Origin of the sequence: Staphylococcus sp. GDY8P196P (assembly GCF_017891705.1) — a bacterium.
In the GTDB taxonomy this organism is placed as follows: domain Bacteria; phylum Bacillota; class Bacilli; order Staphylococcales; family Staphylococcaceae; genus Staphylococcus; species Staphylococcus ureilyticus.
In genome coordinates this window covers 24,754-41,057 of record NZ_JAESJS010000008.1, presented here as the reverse complement: position 1 = coordinate 41,057, position 16,304 = coordinate 24,754, and the positions used below count along the sequence as shown (strand labels likewise).

At 33.4% G+C, this 16,304-nt stretch carries 14 protein-coding genes; 9 read left to right on the top strand and 5 right to left on the bottom strand.

Translation table 11 applies throughout. From position 1 onward, the window contains the following. The first annotated feature begins 80 nt into the window (after nucleotides 1-80). Complete coding sequence (locus KA814_RS03135; protein ID WP_157947933.1) at nucleotides 81-236, top strand: hypothetical protein; 156 nt, start codon at nucleotides 81-83, stop codon at nucleotides 234-236. 143 nt (nucleotides 237-379) lie between these two features. On the opposite strand, the gene pepT is transcribed toward KA814_RS03135, so the two are convergent. The 4 genes from pepT to gdpS form a co-directional block, all read right to left on the bottom strand. Beyond that, nucleotides 380-1,618: a peptidase T gene (gene pepT, locus KA814_RS03130; protein WP_064209510.1), complete on the bottom strand. Its 1,239-nt coding sequence runs from the start codon at nucleotides 1,616-1,618 to the stop codon at nucleotides 380-382. Between the two features lie 11 nt (nucleotides 1,619-1,629). Continuing rightward, entirely contained in the window at nucleotides 1,630-2,130 is a 501-nt protein-coding gene (locus KA814_RS03125; protein WP_046207420.1) for a threonine/serine exporter family protein, read from the bottom strand. Between the two features lie 14 nt (nucleotides 2,131-2,144). Continuing rightward, nucleotides 2,145-2,906 carry a threonine/serine exporter family protein gene (locus tag KA814_RS03120; protein WP_046207421.1) on the bottom strand — a complete coding sequence of 254 codons (762 nt, stop codon included), beginning with the start codon at nucleotides 2,904-2,906 and terminating at the stop codon, nucleotides 2,145-2,147. A 367-nt stretch (nucleotides 2,907-3,273) separates the two neighbouring features. Next, nucleotides 3,274-4,344: a GGDEF domain-containing protein GdpS gene (gene gdpS, locus KA814_RS03115; protein ID WP_046207422.1), complete on the bottom strand. Its 1,071-nt coding sequence runs from the start codon at nucleotides 4,342-4,344 to the stop codon at nucleotides 3,274-3,276. A 408-nt stretch (nucleotides 4,345-4,752) separates the two neighbouring features. On the opposite strand from gdpS, the gene KA814_RS03110 reads away from it, so the two are divergent. Further along, nucleotides 4,753-5,811: a glycosyltransferase family 4 protein gene (locus KA814_RS03110; RefSeq protein ID WP_070039105.1), complete on the top strand. Its 1,059-nt coding sequence runs from the start codon at nucleotides 4,753-4,755 to the stop codon at nucleotides 5,809-5,811. Nucleotides 5,812-6,024: 213 nt separating this feature from the next. Here the strand turns inward: KA814_RS03110 and KA814_RS03105 are convergent, their stop codons facing one another. Beyond that, nucleotides 6,025-6,666, bottom strand: a complete 642-nt coding sequence (locus KA814_RS03105) for a YigZ family protein (protein ID WP_064209508.1) — start codon at nucleotides 6,664-6,666, stop codon at nucleotides 6,025-6,027. A gap of 138 nt (nucleotides 6,667-6,804) precedes the next feature. On the opposite strand from KA814_RS03105, the gene fakB1 reads away from it, so the two are divergent. The 7 genes from fakB1 to KA814_RS03070 all read left to right on the top strand — a co-directional run bounded on the left by fakB1 (nucleotide 6,805) and on the right by KA814_RS03070 (nucleotide 16,008). Then, nucleotides 6,805-7,668: a fatty acid kinase binding subunit FakB1 gene (gene fakB1 / locus KA814_RS03100; protein ID WP_064209507.1), complete on the top strand. Its 864-nt coding sequence runs from the start codon at nucleotides 6,805-6,807 to the stop codon at nucleotides 7,666-7,668. 255 nt (nucleotides 7,669-7,923) lie between these two features. Next, nucleotides 7,924-9,192: a DEAD/DEAH box helicase family protein gene (locus KA814_RS03095; RefSeq protein ID WP_064209506.1), complete on the top strand. Its 1,269-nt coding sequence runs from the start codon at nucleotides 7,924-7,926 to the stop codon at nucleotides 9,190-9,192. Nucleotides 9,193-9,302: 110 nt separating this feature from the next. Continuing rightward, nucleotides 9,303-9,863 (top strand): ComF family protein, encoded by a 561-nt coding sequence (locus tag KA814_RS03090; protein WP_225309934.1) that lies wholly within the window; start codon nucleotides 9,303-9,305, stop codon nucleotides 9,861-9,863. A 66-nt stretch (nucleotides 9,864-9,929) separates the two neighbouring features. Beyond that, complete coding sequence (hpf, locus tag KA814_RS03085) at nucleotides 9,930-10,496, top strand: ribosome hibernation-promoting factor, HPF/YfiA family (RefSeq protein WP_064209504.1); 567 nt, start codon at nucleotides 9,930-9,932, stop codon at nucleotides 10,494-10,496. A gap of 279 nt (nucleotides 10,497-10,775) precedes the next feature. Further along, entirely contained in the window at nucleotides 10,776-13,307 is a 2,532-nt protein-coding gene (secA, locus tag KA814_RS03080; protein WP_046207429.1) for a preprotein translocase subunit SecA, read from the top strand. Nucleotides 13,308-13,549: 242 nt separating this feature from the next. Then, nucleotides 13,550-14,675 (top strand): peptide chain release factor 2 gene (gene prfB / locus KA814_RS03075; protein ID WP_107360125.1). Its coding sequence is split into 2 segments (ribosomal slippage): nucleotides 13,550-13,621 and nucleotides 13,623-14,675, totalling 1,125 coding nucleotides; the frame shifts between segments, so codons are not numbered across the junction. A 412-nt stretch (nucleotides 14,676-15,087) separates the two neighbouring features. Next, nucleotides 15,088-16,008: a COG3942 and LysM peptidoglycan-binding domain-containing protein gene (locus KA814_RS03070; RefSeq protein WP_064209502.1), complete on the top strand. Its 921-nt coding sequence runs from the start codon at nucleotides 15,088-15,090 to the stop codon at nucleotides 16,006-16,008. Nucleotides 16,009-16,304: the final 296 nt, after the last annotated feature.

Below are 16,304 nucleotides of genomic sequence, written 5' to 3'. Positions count from 1 at the left end.
CAACTTGTACCAAGTAAAACCGCCAATTTCTGTAGATTTACAATAGAAATTGACGGTTTTTTTAATAGCGTTTGGAGATGATGAAAAATAGCACCATTATAACGATGACACCTGATGGCATTGTAGGTTTAAGCAAGCATAACATTGCAAAAGGTATGGGAACGTGGACTAGAAATGTATGCATATCCAAAATGATAAAACATAAATTTAAAAAAGAGGATGGAACAGAAATCTGATTATATTAAAAAGATTTCGTCGTTCCACCCTGGCAAGTAAAAAGTGATTACATAAGCTAGCTCAAGCATAAGCCTTAATAACGCAATAAATTGAGCGGCAATATTAAGGATTACCTGAGCTAGCGCTCTATATGGTACCGATATTACTTATTATTTTGATAAGTTACTACTACTTCTTGGGCGATACCAACTATAACCTCAACCGCTTTTTCCATGACATCAATAGATGCATATTCGAAAGGACCATGGAAATTATCACAGCCAGTAAAAATGTTAGGGGTTGGCATTCCCATAAATGAAAGTTGTGAACCATCTGTACCACCACGGATTGGTTCAGTATTAGCTGGGATATCTAATTTGTCAAAGACACGTTTAGGAATATCTATAACATGTGGCATAGGCTTGATTTTTTCTCCCATATTGTAATACTGATCGTTTATTTCAACTTCAATGGGTTCATCTTCAAAATGACTATTGATATCATTTTTAATTTCTACTAAACGTTTTTTACGTAAATCAAACTCATGTTTATCATGATCACGAATAATATAGTAAAGCTTTGCTTTCTCAACATCACCATCAAATTTCATTAAATGATAAAAACCTTCATAACCTTCTGTACGTTCAGGCACCTCATTTTGTGGTAAAAGTGCATTGAATTGCTGGCCTAAAAGTACAGCGTTGACCATCGCATCTTTTGCGGAACCTGGATGAACATTCACACCATGACAAGTTACAGTTGCTTCTGCAGCGTTAAAACTTTCGTATTGTAACTCACCAAATTGACTACCATCCATTGTATATGCAAAGTCAGCATTAAAACGTTCGACATCAAATGCATGTGGCCCTTTACCGATTTCTTCATCCGGTGTAAAAGCTACTCTGATACGACCATGTTTGATTTCTGGATGCGATGTCAAATGTTTTAAAGCTTCCATAATTTCAACGACGCCAGCTTTGTCATCTGCTCCTAATAGCGAAGTACCATCTGTGATCATTAAAGTATGTCCTTCTACTTGTTTCATTGCAGGAAAGACATCTTGGCTTAAAACTCGATTTGTATCACCAAGCTGAATTGGTTTCCCATCATAACGCTCAATGATTTGTGGATTGACATTTGTGGCATTGAAATCAGGTGAAGTATCAACATGTGCTAAAAAACCGACAGTCGGGATAACTTCGTCTACATTACTCTCTAATGTTGCAAATAAATAGCCATTTTCATCAACATCAGTTTCTAAACCCAAATCAGTTAATTCATCGTTCAATAAATCCAATAAATCCCACTGCTTTATAGTGGAAGGTGTTGAATTTGAAAGTGGATCAGATTGTGTATCAATTTTGACATATCGCGTAAGTCGTTCAATAATATCATTTTTCATAAAAACACCCCTTATGCTCTGTTATTCATATTATATGATTTCTTATATATTTTACCATTCATTTTACCAATATGTTGTTTTATGCGTGTATAAATATAATAAATAATCTCTGCACACAGAATACCAAAAGCAATTGCACCCGAAATAAGTGTTACTTCGAGAAATGTATTGACGGCATGTGTATATTGGTTACTCACTAAGTAACGTGTTGCTTCATACGCAAGTCCTCCAGGGACAAGCGGAATAATGCCAGGCACAATAAAGATGATGACTGGTCTTTTATAACGTCTACTCATGGTATGACTCATAATTGCTAATATAAAACTCCCTAGAAATGAAGCCATAACTTTGCCTAATTCTAAATCAAGGGTTACTTTATAAATAATCCATCCCATAGCACCAACGAAACCACAAGCTAAAAGGAGACGTCGAGGTGCATTAAAAATAACAGAAAATAGCATCGTTGCTAAATAACTAATAATAAACTGTAAGACATAGTAGCCAATGACCATTTGAGCACTCCTTTTTAAAATATTAATAATACGATTGCAACACCAGCGCCAATAGCAAATGATGTTAGTGCCGCTTCGACACCGCGAGACATACCAGCGATGAGTTCTCCTGCCATAAGGTCACGAATCGCATTTGTAATTAAAATACCAGGAACTAATGGCATGACACCTGCAATGGTAATAATATCTTGGTTTGCTGCCATACCTAATTTTGAAAATGAAGCTGCTATCGTAATCACAACTGCAGCACTAATAAATTCTGAAAAGAACTTTATTTGTATATAACGTTGAACAAAGTCAAAAGTTAAAAATGCACCAGCTCCTGCAAGAATTGCAAAAAAGAAGTCATTCATAACTCCACCAAACATAAATAAGAAGAAGCCACATGCTATGGCGGCAGCAAAAAATTTAGTGATAGATGAAAACTGTAGTGATGCATGATGTAAATGTATGAGTTCAGATTTTGCTTCATCTATACTTAATTGATTACTAGAAATCTTTCTAGATAAACTATTTGTTAATGCAATTTTTTCTAGATCAGTCGTACGCTCACGTATACGGATAAGTCTTGTATTTGTACGGTTATTGAGTGAAAATATAATCGCTGTAGATGTTACAAAACTATATGTATCATCTAAGCCAAAACTTGCTGAAATTCTATTCATCGTATCTTCAACGCGATAAGTTTCAGCGCCACTTTCAAGCAATATTCTGCCTGCGATGAGCACAACGTCAATCACTTTATCTTCATCAATGATAGTGATCGAATCAGACATAGCTGGGCACCTCCTAAATTTTTCGTAAATCAATCAATAGAAAGTTTACCGTGTACGAAGGTAACTTTCAATAGTATTTATTTCAGTACAGATTGTTATTATCATTAACCACCTATATTGTAACAAACTTAAATTTATAAATGATATGTTTAATTATAAAAAATATTGAAGTCATGCATATGAGTTGTTATAGCTTAAGCATATTTGCATGTGTACACTAAAGATTTAAGCACGTTACTTTCAAAAGTGATTTGTTATGGATTATGTTGAATTCGCCATATTTGAATAGACCGTTCCATGATATAAATTAAAAAGCTTGAGATATATAATTTAAATTATCCCAAGCTTTGAAAATACATTTATTTAGTTATAATTTAACTATAGGGTTAAACATCACTTGATTACGACCTTCATTTTTAGCCATATGCAACATATCATCTGCAACTTTAAAGACGGTACGTTGAGATTTATAATCATCTTTAGTTAGGTATCCGACACCAATAGAGACTGATAATTTAATCATTTCTTTGTTTGGTAAATGGAAAGTAGATTGTTCAACGCCTTTACGGATACTTTCACTTAACTTAACACATTGGTCTAGTGTGTAGTCATATAATACTACAGAAAACTCTTCACCACCATTACGGTAAATGCTAAATTGTTCAGGCACATAGTTTTTTAATAATTGTGCGATTTGTCGTAATACAGCATCGCCTGAATCATGTGAATACATGTCGTTAACATCTTTAAAACCATCAATATCAATGAGTAGTAAACCTAAGCTTTCATCATTTTCTTCTGCAATGCGTGTAGTTTCATTCAAATGTCTATCGAATTCTTTAACATTGCCTAAACCAGTCAAATAATCAAATCTATCTTCATTCTCATAGCGATTTACTAATGAGAAGAAATGCCAAATATCTACGAATGTAATCGAAGAAGTGATGGTTAAAACGAACGATAACGGTATCATATATAGTACTTCTTTAAATTCATAATACGGACTAATCAATGATAAGATGACAAATATGACTAGCGTAATTAAGTTGAGTATTTGTAATGAGATAATATCATTTTGTTTTAAAAATGGACCTATTGCTCCAACAATGATGGCTATTACAATTAAAATCATTGCAGTTATAATCGTATAATCACCAATTAATACATTAACTAAAGATACGATAAACGCTGCTAAAACTGTATAAACCATATTTGTATATCTACCTAAAAATAAAATCGGCACAAAAGATAAATAGAGGACATACTCATTAAAGATAGGGACAGGTTTAACAGATAATAATAATGCTACAATGGTCATTAAAATCGTGACGTATTCTTTTGAAAACACCATATTCTTATTTTCAGAGTACTGTAATCGGTGGAATAAATAAATTCCTGCGACAGTGACCGCAATATTATAAATAATAGCTTCAAACATTTTTCTTACGCTCCTTTAAATAAACACTTAGTCATTGTAAGTGAAAAGTTACATTTTGTCATCATTGATATTTAGAAATTAATAACATTCGTTTAAAATTCATGTTAAAATACTTATTTGAGTGATTGTAAAATATATAAATTGATTATTCTATAAAAAAGAAAGTGAATTTCAGCGTTGAACTCTGCTAATGATTACATTACTATTTGTATTACTAAAAGTACATCGTGTATTATAGACTTAATTGAATCGTTTATAGAATTTTCGATACATATATCAAGTAAACTATGTTTTGAAAATATACAAGTGTATATCCATAACCAAATATGATTTCATATTTAGAATATTTATAGAGACTTTAAACTCAAATTCAAAATTATAAAGACTTAAATTAATGAAGGTGAACTGATGTATACGTTATTATTAATCATTTTTTCAATGATTGTCAGTTTAATACTTACTCCCATTGTCATAAAGGTTTCCCATAAATTGGGCGTCGTTGACCAACCTAATTTTAGGAAAGTACATAAAAAACCAACTTCTGTCTTAGGAGGTACTGTGATACTACTTTCCTTTTTATTGGGGATTTGGTTAGGGCATCCAATTGAAACAGAGGTGAAGCCACTTGTCATTGGAGCAGTATTAATCTACTTAGTAGGGTTAATAGATGATATCTATGATTTAACGCCAATCTTAAAATTATTAGGACAAGTGATTGCAGCACTGGTTGTCGTTTACTACGGCGTAACCATAGATTTCATCTCATTACCGATTGGACCGACAATACATTTTGGTATTTTAGGTGTTCCGATTACTGTGATATGGATTGTAGCGATTACCAATGCGATTAACTTAATTGATGGATTGGATGGTTTGGCATCTGGTGTAGCAACTATCGCTCTGATGACTATTGGTTTCATCGCAATATTACAGGCAAATATATTTATCATAATGATCTGTAGTGTGCTTATCGGTGCGCTATTAGGTTTCTTATGTTTTAATTTTCATCCGGCTAAAATATTTTTAGGTGATAGCGGCGCATTGCTTGTTGGTTTTATTGTTGGTTTTCTTTCGCTTTTAGGTTTCAAAAATATTACGTTTGTGTCTTTATTCTTCCCGATTGTTATTTTAGCAGTACCGTTCATAGATACTTTATTTGCTATGATACGACGTGTGAAAAAAGGGCAACGTATTATGCAAGCGGATAAATCGCATTTACACCATAAATTACTAGAATTAGGTTATTCACATCGCCAAACAGTAATACTGATATATTCAATCGCGTTGTTATTTAGTCTTTCAAGTATTATTTTGTATTTATCACAACCATGGGGTGTACTCATGATGCTTGTGCTCATACTCATTACGATTGAACTCATTGTTGAATTTACAGGATTAATCGATGATGATTATAGACCGCTCTTAAAATTAATTGAAAATAAAGAGCGACATAAAGAAGATGAATAGATAAACTACCTAATTAGAACCTGAGATATGAATATCTCAGGTTCTAATTTTATATGATTAACAATGATTTACAAAGTCACGACTGATAATACTTAATTTTTCAAATTATACATTCATCACATGCATCAATGTATAGCGGTAAGTTTATGTTTACCTGATAATTGTATGACAGTTATGCATTTTTGAAAGGTCATAAACTGAAATGGAAATGGTTTAGTTTGTTGGTATGTCAAATGGTAGCTTAATGATAGATTGCTCATCTAAATCATAGTTACCAGAAGTGATTTTATTTAGAAAAGCAATAAAATCGTCATACTCCGCTTCTACCACGTCTATTTGATAACTCACTTTGTCTGTGTAGGTTGTGTTTCGTAAGAAGAATGATGTTTGTGCTAATTCATATTCAAATTTACCTGTAAGATCATAATCGATAGTGATTGTAGTTGGTATTGCTGAACGCAAAGCAACACGTCCTACTTCATAAATAACATCTCTCACAGCACCACTATATGCTCTTATTAAACCACCGCCGCCCAATTTTATACCACCGAAATAACGTGTAACTACGACACAAACATTGTGAACTTCTAGTTTTTTTAATATTTCAAGCATTGGTACGCCTGCAGTTCCACTTGGCTCTCCGTCATCATTTGCTTTTTGAATATTCATCTGTGCTCCAACTGTATAGGCTGAACAATTATGTGTCGCTTCCCGATGTTCTGATTTTACCAAGTTGATAAAGTCTTTAGCGTCTGCTTCAGATTCAACAGGTTTGATATGGGCAATAAAGCGTGATTTGCTAATTACATTTTCTATCATATGTTCTTGCTTTATTGTTATGATTGATTCATCCATATTTAAACACTCCAGTCATAGTTTCGATCAATATCTATTATTATACACGGTTCTGAATTCAAGTTTAATGTAAAAATAAATTTTCTTTTAATATAAAATAATGTATCATAGTTGTGAGTATAATTGAGGAGGATTATGATGAAAATTGCTGTATTAACAGATTCAACGAGTTATCTATCTCAAACATTAATTGATAAATATAATATAAATATTGCCCCACTAAGTGTAACTTTTGATAACGGTGAAAATTTTGAAGAAAATGCATCTATTTCAGCAAATGAATTCTACGAAAGAATGAAAGCATCTAAAACAATTCCTACGACAAGTCAGCCGGCAATCGGTGAATTTGTAACTAAATACGAACAATTACGTGATGAAGGCTATACGGATGTCATAGGCGTTTTCCTTTCTTCAGGTATCAGTGGTACTTATCAAACAGCTACACAAGCGGGTGAAATGGTTGAAGGTATTAATGTTCATACGTTTGATTCGAAAATTTCAGCTATGGCAATGGGGAGTTTCGTATTACGAGCAATTGAATTAATTGAACAAAATGAAACACCGAACGCTATTATTAAAGAGCTTGAAGCAATGCGAGAAGTCACTGGTGCGAGATTGATGGTAGACGATTTAAAAAACTTGCAAAAAAGTGGTCGTATTACAGGAGCCCAAGCGTGGATTGGTACGATGTTAAAAATGAAACCAGTCTTAAGGTTTGAAGACGGTTTAATTTTGCCAGATGAAAAAATACGCACTAAAAAACGTGCGCTTAAAGAAATTATCAATAAAGTGATTGATATCGTTAAAGATTATGAAGAGGTTACGTTATTAGTTATAGGTGGAGATGTTCAAGAGGATACAGACTGGCTGTACAATGAATTACAAAAAAACTATCCACAATATAAAGTACACCGTTCAAATTTAGGCCCTGTGGTCGCAGCTCATTTAGGACCAGGCGGTATGGGCTTAGGTTTCACTGGTAGATCTATTCGTATAGACTAAATTATAGATTCAAAAGTCTTATTATCATTTTTAAGAAAAGTAGTATTTTTGCAAGAGATGTATAGTGAAACCAACACTTCGTTCAGTCATTGATGCCAACCATAATATGACAAATGAGTTGTTTAGCATTTAAATTACTGTACGAATAACAAATAAATTATTTATTTTATGGCGGGTCTTTGAAATTAAAGTGAAATTTAATTTTTGACTCGCTTTTTGGTTTGGAGGAAACATACAATTAAATATTATGGAAGAATGATTAATGATAAATCCTTATTAACAGATGAACGTATAAAGCAAACAACAAAAGGTGTGGTATTAGATAATGGCTATTGGACATGTGCTCAATGTCACTCACGCCGACAAACGCATTTTTACAAATATCTATCAACAGTGTTAGATAAGGAGATTGTCTACTGTAGAAATTGTATCAATATGGGTAGAATGGATAATATAACTGAAATCTATATCATAGAAAGTCAGAATGTAATGACACCTTGTCATTATCAATTACCATTCAAATTATCAGAACAACAACAATTTGCATCTGACAAAATTGTATCAGCGATTGCAGGCTTTCGTTCACTATTGCTCCATGCAGTCACAGGTGCAGGTAAAACTGAGATGATATTTGAAGGAATTAAATTTGCGCGGAACCACGGTCATAATGTCGCAATTGTATCTCCTCGAGTTGATGTTGTTTTAGAAGTCAGCATGAGGATTAAAGCAGCTTTTCACGAAGAAAAAATAGATGTATTGCATCAATCATCACAGCAACAGTATAATGGCCATTTTGTTATCGCCACAATTCATCAACTCTATCGTTTCAAACAACATTTTGATGTGATAATTGTAGATGAAGTAGATGCCTTTCCTTTACCTACAGAACCAACGTTAATACAAGCATTGCAGCATGCCTCGAAGTTAAAACACTGTCATATATTAATGACTGCCACACCAACAAAAGCTTTAATGAAACAAATTAGCAATTTAGAAATTATTCAATTACCTGCACGTTTTCATAGACATCCTTTACCCGTGCCTCAATTTAAATTCCTTAGAATCAATCCCAATAAAAAGCAATATAAATTATTACGATTTTTACAACATCAAGTCAATCAACGACGATATACGCTAGTCTTTTTTAACAATATTACTTTAATGAAACAACTGTATCAGTTATATAAAGCTGAAATTCCATCTTTAACATATGTCTACAGCAATGATGTATTTCGTTTTGATAAGGTGAAACGTTTGAGAAACGGGGAACATACCGTTGTTTTCACCACTACCATTTTAGAAAGAGGCTTTACTATGGCAAAACTTGATGTTGTAATCATAAACAGTCATCAGTTTGAAACGAGTGCCATCATTCAAATATCAGGAAGAGTTGGAAGAAAAGCAGAAACACCTACAGGAAGTGTATTTTGTTTGCATGAAGGGATCACACTATCTATGATTAAAGCTCAATATCAGATAAGGAAAATGAATCAACTTGCACAAAAAAGAGGGTGGATAGATTGACTGCGAAATGTTTATATTGTCACATCTATTATTCAGAACCTTTAAATGCATTTACGTTTTACAAAAAGGCTTCAAAATTGTGCGATGATTGCAATCATCTCTGGGAGGTAATGAAATTAAAGACGACGAATCGATGTGCAACATGTTTGAAGTTACGCAATGAAACTGAAATATTATGTTCGGATTGTGCCGAGTTAGCTTCGAAGTTTAAATTAATGAATAAATTGTATTGTCATTACCGATATGACGGCATTGTAAAAGAAATGATTCAACAATATAAATTTCAAAGAGATGTTGCAATCGCAGAAATAATCGCAGAAAAAGTTAAATTGCCTCATTACAAATATGATTACATTATCCCCATACCGTCCCCTTTATTTAGAGATAAAGAAAGAACATTTAACCCCGTACAACTAGTATTAGACATACAAAAAGTTAAGTATTATTGTCTGCTTGCCACACACTCACATATTAAACAATCAGAATTAAGTAAAGAAAAACGTATGCAACGACCCAATCCTTTTGTAATGGAACAAAGTGTGGATTTAAAAGGAAAATGTATTTTATTGATCGATGACATTTATACTACGGGCTTAACGGTTCATAATGCGGCACAGCTATTACTTGATAGAAAAATCAGAAAATTCGATGTGTTTACGTTTGCACGCTAGGTTATTCGTGGTATTATAGAAATAAGCACTATTACCAATATAGAGGTTTTAAAGGAGTCGATTACTATGATCAGATTTGAAATTCACGGAGAGAACCTCACTATTACTGATGCGATTCGCAACTATATTGAGGAGAAAATTGGTAAATTAGAACGTTACTTTAACAATGTGCCAAATGCAACTGCACACGTTAAAGTTAAAACGTACCAAAACTCAGCAACTAAAATAGAAGTAACTATTCCATTGAAAAATGTTACGCTAAGAGCGGAAGAACGTCATGATGATTTATACGCTGGTATTGATTTAATTAATAGCAAATTGGAAAGACAAGTTAGAAAATATAAAACGCGTGTAAATCGTAAAAATAGAAAAAATGACGAACAAGAAGCTTTTGCATCATTACCTGAAGAACAAGAAGCAGAAAATCTTCAAAATGATGACAATTTTAGTGAAATTGAGATTATTCGTTCAAAAAATTTCAGTTTAAAACCTATGGATTCTGAAGAAGCAGTATTGCAAATGGATTTATTGGGCCATGATTTCTTCATTTTTACAGATCGTGAAACAGATGGTACGAGCATAGTTTATAAAAGAAAAGATGGCAAATATGGACTGATTGAAACAACTGAATAATTTAATTAAATTAGTATCATATTTATAAAAGTAGTAGCGTCCATGATTGAGTGAAATCATGGACGCTCATTTTTTGCTGTGTTATTATGTAATAATTTGAAAGTGAACATGTATGTTGTGTATATTTTAAATGAGTCAATATTATAATTTGTATTCAAAAACATGTAAGTAAATATAGTATAGATGGCACGATAAACGTAATAAGTGTAAATTTAGGCTTATAAATGATATTATAAATTGTTGTAAACTAAGAGTTATATAGCTAAAGGAGCGAACAGAATGGGTTTTTTATCAAAAATTGCAGATGGCAATAAAAGAGAAATAAAACGCCTTGGTAAATTAGCCGACAAAGTCCTTGCACTAGAAGAGGATATGTCGATATTAACTGATGAAGAAATTAAAGAAAAGACAAAAAATTTTCAAGCGCAAGTTCAAGCAGAAGACGATATTAAAAAGCAAAATAAAATTTTAGATGATATTTTACCAGAAGCCTTTGCATTGGTAAGAGAAGGGTCAAAACGTGTGTTCAACATGATTCCTTATAAAGTACAAGTTATGGGTGGTATAGCCATTCATGGTGGCGACATTTCTGAAATGAGAACTGGTGAAGGTAAAACGTTAACGGCGACAATGCCAGTTTATTTAAATGCGTTAACAGGACGCGGTGTACATGTTATTACAGTCAATGAATATTTATCTAGTGTACAGAGTGAAGAAATGGCAGAATTATATGAATTTCTTGGATTAAGTGTTGGTTTGAACTTAAATAGTAAAACTACTGCAGAGAAAAGAGAAGCTTACGCATGTGATATTACTTATAGTACCAACAACGAATTAGGATTTGACTACTTACGTGATAACATGGTGAATTATGCAGAAGAACGCGTGATGAGACCACTTAATTTTGCGATTATTGATGAAGTAGATTCAATCTTAATTGATGAAGCACGTACGCCGCTTATTATTTCAGGAGAGGCGGAGAAGTCAACGTCACTTTATACGCAAGCAAATGTTTTTGCTAAAATGCTTAAAAACGAAGATGATTATAATTATGATGAAAAGACAAAAGCTGTGCAATTAACAGAACAAGGTATTGATAAAGCAGAGCGTATGTTTAAAATTGATAACCTTTACGACGTGAAAAATGTTGATATCATCAGTCATATTAATACAGCGTTACGTGCGCATGTTACGTTACAAAGAGACGTAGATTATATGGTGAACAACGGCGAAGTATTGATTGTTGACCAATTTACAGGACGTACAATGCCTGGACGTCGTTTTTCAGAAGGATTGCACCAAGCGATTGAAGCTAAAGAAGGTGTGAAAATTCAAAACGAATCCAAAACAATGGCTTCAATTACATTCCAAAACTACTTCAGAATGTATAATAAATTATCTGGGATGACAGGTACTGCAAAAACGGAAGAAGAAGAATTTAGAAATATTTACAATATGACAGTTACACAAATTCCTACGAACAGACCAGTACAACGTATTGATAAGCCAGATTTAATTTATATCAGTCAAAAAGGTAAATTTGATGCAGTTGTAGAAGATGTCATTCAAAAGCACAAACAAGGTCAACCAGTCTTATTAGGGACTGTTGCCGTTGAAACAAGTGAATATATTTCTAACTTATTGAAAAAACATGGCGTACGTCATGATGTCTTAAATGCGAAAAATCACGAACGTGAAGCGGACATTATCGCAAGTGCTGGCCAACGCGGTGCAGTGACAATAGCTACCAACATGGCTGGCCGTGGTACGGATATCAAATTAGGTGATGGTGTTGAAGAAATTGGTGGTTTAGCAGTAATTGGTACGGAGCGCCATGAATCACGTCGTATAGATGACCAATTACGTGGTCGTTCAGGTCGTCAAGGTGACAAAGGTGATAGCCGTTTCTATCTATCGTTACAAGATGAGTTAATGGTGCGCTTTGGTTCGGAACGTTTACAAAATATGATGAATCGATTGGGTATGGATGATTCAACACCAATTGAATCTAAAATGGTTTCTCGTGCTGTTGAATCAGCTCAAAAACGTGTTGAAGGTAATAACTTTGACGCTCGTAAACGTGTCCTTGAGTATGATGATGTACTGCGTAAACAACGTGAAATTATCTATAGTGAACGTAATGATATTATTGACAGCGATGAAAGTAGCGAATTAATTAACGCAATGCTACGCTCTACATTAGAAAGAAGTATTCAATATTATGTAAATGAAGAAGATGACGATCCAGACTATGAACCATTCATCAACTATGTAGAAGACGTCTTCTTGAATGAAGGCGAATTAAAAGTTGAAGATATTAATGGAAAAGATAATGATGATATTTTTGAGGTTGTATGGTCAAAAATAGAAATAGCATTAAAAGAGCAAAAAGAAAAAATTGGTAGTCAGTTTGATGAATTTGAACGTATGATTTTACTTCGCTCTATTGACACACATTGGACAGACCATATCGATACAATGGATCAATTGCGTCAAGGTATTCACTTACGTTCGTATGGACAACAAAATCCACTACGTGACTATCAAAATGAAGGTCACCAATTATTTGATACTATGATGCAAAACATTGAAGAAGACGTAAGTAAATATATTCTAAAATCAGTGATTTCCGTTGAAGATGACGTAGAACGTGATAAGACAACTGATTTTGGTAAAGCTGAGCATGTATCAGCAGAAGATGGAAAAGAAAAAGCGAAAGCAGAGCCTTATGTTAAAGATGAACATATAGGTAGAAATGACCCATGTCCTTGCGGTAGTGGTAAGAAGTATAAAAACTGTCATGGCGCTTAAGTTTATCTAATATGATACACATGTGAGACAGGATTTCACTATTTGAATTATTTTTATATGTCAGGCATCTTTTACAGTTAAATTGTAGCGTTTAACTGTGAAAGATGTTTTTTTAACATAAGCTAGCAGCGATTTGGTGCTTAAGTTGAAATTAACAGTTTATATTTTGTATCATATGTATGATAGTCTAGTAATTAATTTAGTAATTATACTTCATTCGAAAAATTTAGGAGAGATGCATAATGGAATTATCTGAAATTAAGCGTAATTTAGATGCTTATAAAGAAAAGTTAGAACAACTTAGGGGGTCTCTTTGACTTAGAAGAAAAAGAGACAAACATACAAGAATACGAAGAAATGATGGCGGATCCTTCGTTTTGGGATAATCAAGATAAAGCGCAAGACGTAATAGATAAAAATAATGCTTTAAAATCTGTTGTCAATGCGTACAGAGATTTAGAAGCAAATATAGAAGATATGGAAACGACACGAGAATTATTGTTAGAAGAAGACGATACGTCGATGAAAGACGATTTAGAAGCGAGCGTCACTCATTTTCAAAACGAATTAAACCAATTTGAACTACAATTATTGTTAGATGGGCCTTATGACGCGAATGATGCAATTATTGAATTGCATCCTGGTGCAGGTGGTACTGAATCACAAGATTGGACAAATATGTTGTTGAGAATGTATCAACGCTACTGTGAGCAAAAAGGCTTTAAAGTTGAAATCGCAGACTATTTACCTGGAGATGAAGCGGGCGTAAAAAGTGTAACAATGATTGTGAAAGGTCATAATGCATATGGTTTTTTAAAAGCCGAGAAAGGTGTACATCGACTCGTACGCATATCACCGTTTGATTCATCTGGTCGTCGACATACATCTTTTGCTTCATGTGATGTCATACCACAATTTAATAACACTGAAATAGAAGTAGAAATCAATCCTGATGATATTACTGTTGATACATTTAGAGCTTCGGGCGCAGGTGGTCAACATATCAATAAAACCGAATCTGCTATTAGAATTACCCATCATCCAACAGGTATTGTGGTAAATAACCAGAATGAACGTTCACAGATCAAAAACAGAGAGGCTGCAATGAAAACATTGAAGTCTAAACTATATCAATTAAAAATTGAGGAACAAGAACAAGAAATGGCCGAAATCCGTGGAGAACAAAAAGAAATCGGTTGGGGAAGTCAAATTAGATCTTATGTATTCCATCCATATGCAATGGTTAAAGATCATAGAACAAACGAAGAAACCGGTAAAGTCGATGCAGTCATGGATGGTGATTTAGGACCGTTTATCGAAGCTTATCTACGCAAGCAAATGAATCTGAATCATTCAGAAAAAGATTAATACTTAAATAGAACAATTATTATTCATAACTTTATGAGTGAGCTAGAAACCAATGTATAACTTATTGTTTTCTAACTTACTCATATTTTTTATAGCAGTATAAAGTAGGCAAGACTGACACGTTCATACGAAACGACTGCTTAATTTATTTCAGTGATTTTTAGATAAACTACTATTTATATGTAAAATACAAACTTAAATATTACAGTTAAAGTTAACAGATATTCAAAGGTGATTAAAACTATTGTGATAAAGATAAGAAAGCTATGATTAAAGCGTTAAAAGGGGATTCATTCAAAAATATCTTTTGCATTACAAAACGATAACAAGGGTAAAAGTATTCAGAGAATATGCTATATTATGATTGATTAAATATTGAATAAAATTAGACAGCAAAGGATTGAAATACATCATGAAGAAAGGCTTAACTTTTTCTGTAACTTCTGCAGCACTGTTTTTTGGAATGAATGGTCTAGCGTCAGCTGATCAAGTACATACAGTGAAAGAAGATACGGATTTATCAAATATAGCGCATGCATTCGCAACAACGACTCATACGATACAATCATTGAATCATATGGAATTTGTGCAGTCGGTTAAGGTTGGGCAAACGCTTGTATTACCTGACGAAGATATTGTTGAAGTTAAAGAAGGCGATACACTTCAAAGTATTGCGAATAAACATCACCTCAGTTTAAATGAACTTTATCAATTAAATCCATTCATTACTGAAACAATTTATCCTGGGCAACTCATTGCAGTTTCTGAAAAAGGATCGTCACATTTAGACAACCAACTACAGAGTGCATACGTACAAAGTGACTCGAATAATGATCCATTCACAACAGGGGTAACAACTGAAAACAGTAATGCTTTCACAAGATTAGCGAACGATTATATACCAGTAAAGCAGCAATCTTGGTCAAATAACAGTGTTGATGCGCGCAATACCACTTCAAATGGTCACAACCTTCACAATAATAGCTATCAATCAAAACACTATGTAGCCGGTGGGCAGAATTATTATGCTTGGGGGCAGTGTACATACTATGCTTTTGATAGACGTCAACAACTTGGTAAATCTATAGGCAATTTATGGGGCAATGCTAATAACTGGGCATCGGCTGCGCGTCAAAATGGTTATGTGGTTAATGCTACACCTGAAGTAGGTGCTATTTTACAGAGTAGCGCTGGAAATTATGGTCATGTAGGGATTGTAGAACGTCAAAACAGTGATGGATCCATTTTAGTTTCAGAGATGAACATGCAAGGCTTGGGACAAAAATCCTATAGAACGATTTACAATTCAGGACAATATAATTATATTCATTAAAAAATAAAAACTTATATCTAGCAGTTTCATCTGAAATTGTAACAATATTCTTAATGTATAGCCCGGGACATAAACATGTCTCGGGCTTATTATTTTAGAGGCCCTGCGTGCAGGCTAAACGTGTCAGAATCAGTATTTTTTACACTCAATATGATTTTCACTAAAATTTATTACAGTCTTATTATTTTTGAATCTTGTAAAATGAGTAAAACTTGAAAGACAAAAAAGTAAGTTATATTTTAAAATTAGAACGATTTGATGATATTTAACGGCATTAAAAAGACATTTTACATATG

Bases quoted from the DNA above. Each gene is read 5' to 3' on its own strand.
- KA814_RS03135 (WP_157947933.1), top strand. From the start codon at position 81: ATGAAAAATAGCACCATTATAACGATGACACCTGATGGCATTGTAGGT.
- pepT (WP_064209510.1), bottom strand. From the start codon at position 1,618: ATGAAAAATGATATTATTGAACGACTTACGCGATATGTCAAAATTGAT.
- KA814_RS03125 (WP_046207420.1), bottom strand. From the start codon at position 2,130: ATGGTCATTGGCTACTATGTCTTACAGTTTATTATTAGTTATTTAGCA.
- KA814_RS03120 (WP_046207421.1), bottom strand. From the start codon at position 2,906: ATGTCTGATTCGATCACTATCATTGATGAAGATAAAGTGATTGACGTT.
- gdpS (WP_046207422.1), bottom strand. From the start codon at position 4,344: ATGTTTGAAGCTATTATTTATAATATTGCGGTCACTGTCGCAGGAATT.
- KA814_RS03110 (WP_070039105.1), top strand. From the start codon at position 4,753: ATGTATACGTTATTATTAATCATTTTTTCAATGATTGTCAGTTTAATA.
- KA814_RS03105 (WP_064209508.1), bottom strand. From the start codon at position 6,666: ATGGATGAATCAATCATAACAATAAAGCAAGAACATATGATAGAAAAT.
- fakB1 (WP_064209507.1), top strand. From the start codon at position 6,805: ATGAAAATTGCTGTATTAACAGATTCAACGAGTTATCTATCTCAAACA.
- KA814_RS03095 (WP_064209506.1), top strand. From the start codon at position 7,924: ATGATTAATGATAAATCCTTATTAACAGATGAACGTATAAAGCAAACA.
- KA814_RS03090 (WP_225309934.1), top strand. From the start codon at position 9,303: ATGAAATTAAAGACGACGAATCGATGTGCAACATGTTTGAAGTTACGC.
- hpf (WP_064209504.1), top strand. From the start codon at position 9,930: ATGATCAGATTTGAAATTCACGGAGAGAACCTCACTATTACTGATGCG.
- secA (WP_046207429.1), top strand. From the start codon at position 10,776: ATGGGTTTTTTATCAAAAATTGCAGATGGCAATAAAAGAGAAATAAAA.
- KA814_RS03070 (WP_064209502.1), top strand. From the start codon at position 15,088: ATGAAGAAAGGCTTAACTTTTTCTGTAACTTCTGCAGCACTGTTTTTT.